Genomic DNA, 3,778 nt, shown 5'->3' with positions numbered 1-3,778 from the left:
TCAGACCGGCGGCGCGGAACAGCTCCGTCACCTCCTCGGCGCCGGGGAGTTCGTCGGCGTAGCGGAGGGCGTGCGCCCCGGGGGCCGCCGTCTCGCGCCGCCGGGCCTCCGCGGCGGCCAGGCTCGCCTCCAGGCCGTCCAGGATGCGGTAGGTGTCGGCCTTGAGCGTGGCGGGGTCGTCGGCGGTGACGTACGCGATGCCGCCGATGCTCAGCGCGGCGGAGGCGGCGTCGTAGCGGGGCATCGCGGTGCCGTCGGGCACGGTGCTGCCGCGGGCGATCTCCACGGTGGTGCCGGGTGAGACCAGCGCGCTCCAGTCGTGTGTGCGCCAGTTCAGCGGCGGCAGGGTCCGCCACGGGGTGCCGCGCGCATCGGTGGCGATCAGGGCGAGGGAGGCGGCGGCCCGGCCCGTGGCCCCGGTCAGCATCCGCTCGGGGTACTTCTGCGGCTCGCCGAGCGCCTCGTGGGCCTGGAGGGTGATCAGGTCCACGCCGTGCACCTCCTCGACCTCGCGGGTGACCATCGCCCCGCCGACCCGGGCGGCCGTCTCCAGGAGGGTGACCTCCTCACCGGCCATCAGCTTGAGTTCGGTGTGGGTGGCGCAGGTGTCGAGGCCCAGCGAGTCGACCGCGCGGCGGGCGTGCCGCTCGATGAGGCGCTGGAGCCGCTCGGGCAGCACGCAGGGCGCCTGGTTGCTCAGTTCGGTGAAGGGGGCGACGGTGGGCAGGCGTCCGGTGACACAGACCGGGTGGTACCGCCCGGCGGCCACGATGCCCTCGACGCTCACGTAGTCGCCGTATCCAGCCGTGCCGTCGTCCTCGGCCGGGTACCAGGACTCGGTGGTGGAGTCGATGAGTTCCTCGGCGACGAACGACGGCCCGTGCGGGACCGCCGTGTACTCGCCGAACCCGGTGCGGAACGCGGTCCTGTCGACCTCTAGGGCGCTGTGCCAGACCTCGGCGATGTCGGTGTCGCCGCCGATCACCACATGGCCGATCGAGCCCGCCCCGTCGGCCCGCTTGAGCAGGAAGGGCGCGGACAGCCGGTCCCTGGCCCGCTGGAGGTCGCCGAGGGTGGTGACGTGCCGGAAGCGCGGCACGGGCACCCCGGCCCGGCGCCAGCGCAGCCGCATCAGCCACTTGTCGCGCGCCAGGGCCGCGTTGACGCCGGGCCCCGGCAGGCCGAGCCGCAGACAGGCCTCGGCGACCGGGCGCACCGCGTACTCGGAGAACGTCAGGAGCCCGTCGGCGCCGGTCAGCCGGGCGTGCTCGACGAGCGCCGCGACGGGGTCCCCGGCATCGGCGCGGTCGGTGACATCGGTACAGTGCGCGGCCAGTTCGCCGCGCGCGAAGGCGTCGACGGGCGACAGGAGCACCGCGTGCACGGACGCGACGGCCGCGAGGCGCGGCAGGGCGTAGTCAAGGGACGGGCCGCTCCGGCCCGCGACGAACAGCAGTCGTTTCACAGTCTTCTCCGGGGTGGACCTTCTCCGTGGCGGACAAGGGCTCGACGGCGTACGGGAGGCCGGGCTCAGCGCGGCAGGGCGAGGCCGAGGCCCCGGTGGCGGGCGATCCGGAACACCCGGTGGGCCAGCGCGATGTCCTCGACGGCGAGGCCGAAGGGGTTGACGACGATCAGTTCGTCGTCGGACTCGCGTCCCGGCCGTACCCCGCCGAGGAGTTCGCCGAGGGTGGCGGTGCCGCGCTGCCGTACGCGTCCCTCGCGCAGCAGATGGCCGAGGAGGCGGTGCGGGTCGTCGCGGATCAGGTCCCAGTCGTCGACGTACAGCTTGTCGGCGCCGAGCAGCACGTCCTCGGTGAGGTCGTCGAGCGAGACGTTCACCGCGAGCGCGCCCCGGGTGAGCCAGGAGCGCTCGATGTAGCCGGTGCGGGTGCTGGTGCAGGCGACGACCACGTCGGCCTCGTGGGCCGCGGTCCGCGCGTCGCGGGCGGCGACGACCTTCACCCCGTGGGCGGCGAGGCCCTCGGCGGTGTCCCGCTCGAAGTCGGCGACGCGGCCCGGCACCTCGTCGTACACCCTGATCTCCTCAAGGCCCGGCAGACGGCGGGCGAGCATCAGGGCGTGCTCGCGGGCGATGACGCCCGCGCCGTAGAGCGCGGCGGCCCGCGCGCCGGTCCTGGCGAGGCGGCGCACCGCGAGCACGGAGACGGCGGCGGTGCGCAGGGCGCTGATGTGGGCGCCCTCCATGACGCACAGCGGGCGCGCGGTCAGCGGGTCGAAGAGCACGGTCAGGCCGCTGGCCCGGGGCAGTCCGTGCCCCACGTTGCCCGGATTGGCGTTGATGACCTTCGTGCCGACGGCGGTGAGGCCGCCGTTGACCAGGCCGGGCATGGTGATGCTGCGGGCCTCGCCGCCGCCGGGCGGCTCCCAGCCGAGATAGGCCTCGGGCGGCAGGATCGTCTTGCCCTCGGCGTGCGCGACGAGGGTCTCGTGCATGCAGGCCAGCGGGTCGATCTCGGCGCAGGCCTGGCGCACCTCCTCGCCGCAGAGGTAGATCAGGGAGTCGGGATGGTGGGTGCTTGTGCCATGAGCGGACATGGTGGTGTGGTCCCCCGTTGTGGTGCGGCACGCCGGGTGGGCGTCGCCGTGGTGCGAAGTCCTCTGGTGTGAGGCGGTCACAGGTCCCGGTTCCGGGCGGCTTCGGGCCCTCCGCGGCCACGGTCCGGTCCCCGGGACGGGCGCGGCCCCGTCAGGCGAGCAGCGCCGTGTCGAAGGCGGGCTCGGTGGCCGCGGTGCCGGTGAGGCCGTGCTCGGCCACCCAGGCCGCGCTGTACACGGTGTCCTCGTAGCGGTCGGCGCCGTCCGCGCAGAGGCAGACGACCCGCTGGGCCTCCGGGTGTTCGGCGAGGTGGCGGGCGGCCGCCGCGAGCACCGCTCCCGAGGAACCGCCGACGCCCACGCCGGTCCCCGCGCGCAGCCGGTGGCAGGCGGCCACGGCCTCGGCGTCCGGGATCAGCCGCACCTCGTCGCAGTCGGCGGGGCGGGCGAACTCCGAGGGGCGTCCCGCCCCGATGCCGGTCAGCGCGCGCCGTCCCGGCGGGCCGCCCAGCGCGACGGACCCGCGGACGTCGACGCCCACGACATGGCACTCGGGCGCGACCATGCGCAGATACGCGGCGATCCCGGCGAGCGTGCCGCCGGTGGAGACGGCCACGAAGACGGCGTCGGGCCTGCCGTGGCCGTGCCGCAGGATCTCGGGCCCGGTCTGCTCGCGGTGGACGCGCGGGTTGGCCGGGTTGCGGTACTGGTCGGGCCAGACGAGCGAGGCGTCGGAGGCCAGCAGATCCTGGACCCGGTCGAGCCGGGCCCGCAGGAATCCGCCGTGCGCGTCCGGCCGGTCGACGTGTTCCACGATCGCCGAGAGCGCGGTCATTTCGTCGAGGTTGCGCCTGCTCGTCTTCGGGTCGACGACGGCGACGAAGGGGTAGCCGCGGCTGCGGCACACATAGGCGAGGGCCGCGCCGAGATTCCCCGACGTGGACTCCACCAGCGTGCGCCCCGGGCCGAGCAGCCCCCGGTCCTCCAGGTCTTCCACAAGGGCGTAGGCGGTCCGGTCCTTGACCGAACCGCCCGGGTTGAACTGCTCCAGTTTCAGGCCTGCCTCACGCCACCGCCCGGCCACCCGCAGCCGCACGGGCAGCAGCGGAGTGCGCCCGATCCTGGAGACGTCCCGTGCCCGAGCGGGGGTGCCGTTCACGGGCACCCCCGTCCCCCGCCCTCGCGACGGTCGCTCCCCCGTCCTCGGGTGGCCCGTCCG

General features: G+C 74.9%; 3 protein-coding genes. All 3 read right to left on the bottom strand.

What is annotated here, in order from left to right; genetic code table 11:
• Positions 1-1,465 (bottom strand): ATP-grasp domain-containing protein (locus tag AB8Z36_RS33585; RefSeq protein ID WP_369217169.1); only part of this gene is annotated, 1,465 nt, incomplete at its 3' end.
• Positions 1,466-1,530: 65 nt separating this feature from the next.
• A complete protein-coding gene (locus AB8Z36_RS33580) occupies positions 1,531-2,559 on the bottom strand; it encodes an ornithine cyclodeaminase family protein (RefSeq protein ID WP_369217168.1) in 1,029 nt (342 codons plus the stop codon).
• Between the two features lie 151 nt (positions 2,560-2,710).
• A complete protein-coding gene (locus tag AB8Z36_RS33575; protein ID WP_369217167.1) occupies positions 2,711-3,718 on the bottom strand; it encodes a pyridoxal-phosphate dependent enzyme in 1,008 nt (335 codons plus the stop codon).
• Positions 3,719-3,778 lie beyond the last annotated feature (60 nt).

This window comes from Streptomyces flavofungini (assembly GCF_041028215.1).
GTDB lineage: Bacteria > Actinomycetota > Actinomycetes > Streptomycetales > Streptomycetaceae > Streptomyces > Streptomyces flavofungini_B.
Note: the sequence above shows the minus strand (reverse complement) of the source record. Positions and strands in the feature narration are given on the sequence as shown.

What these genes read in the sequence shown, in the direction of transcription:
- AB8Z36_RS33580 (WP_369217168.1), bottom strand. Translation starts at nt 2,559, where the DNA reads ATGTCCGCTCATGGCACAAGCACCCACCATCCCGACTCCCTGATCTAC.